At 32.6% G+C, this 537-nt stretch carries 1 protein-coding gene; it reads right to left on the bottom strand.

Annotation, left to right across the window (positions count from 1 at the left end; genetic code table 11):
* The coding region (locus tag SM755_RS23325; protein ID WP_323174789.1) for a hypothetical protein at positions 1 to 201 on the bottom strand (201 nt) is incomplete at its 3' end.
* Between the last annotated feature and the right edge of the window lie 336 nt (positions 202 to 537).

Raw genomic sequence — 537 nt, 5'->3', positions numbered from 1 at the left:
CTTTTCTATTTGATTAATAGGTGGATAATTTAAATCGAATGACACTAAATTCTTAAAGCTCATCTGCCTGTCTCGGTTGTTTGGTAATAACAACTTAGTGACACGAAATCTTACTCTATCTTTAACAAACTCAATAACTTCAAAAAGTTCGGGTGTAAACGTCCATACATCTTTTGGCTCAGAGAAAGTGGTATGAGCCACACATAACACTGGTTTTTCTATATACATTTTATTAATTTGGTCAACTTTATAAAAGCTACAGTAGTCTAGCTCATCGTATGTAGGGTTGTACCAATCATAAATTGTGCGAGATACATCTGCAAACTCTGAACTACTTTATAATCTTTAATTAATGGAAAGAAATTATCGGAATTAGATTGAAATAGCACGAAATAGCTACTGTGCTGGTAATAAGAAGCATAACCAACAGTACAGAATTGGAATGTGTATCCACTCTCGGTAGATGATATTTCGTGTTGAAATAATGATATTGTTGTAAAATCCGGAATGTCTAATAAAGCGTTTTGAAATATTAAG

The organism is Natrialba sp. PRR66 (assembly GCF_034808065.1).
Classification (GTDB): Archaea; Halobacteriota; Halobacteria; order Halobacteriales; family Natrialbaceae; genus Natrialba; species Natrialba aegyptia.
Note: the sequence above shows the minus strand (reverse complement) of the source record. Positions and strands in the feature narration are given on the sequence as shown.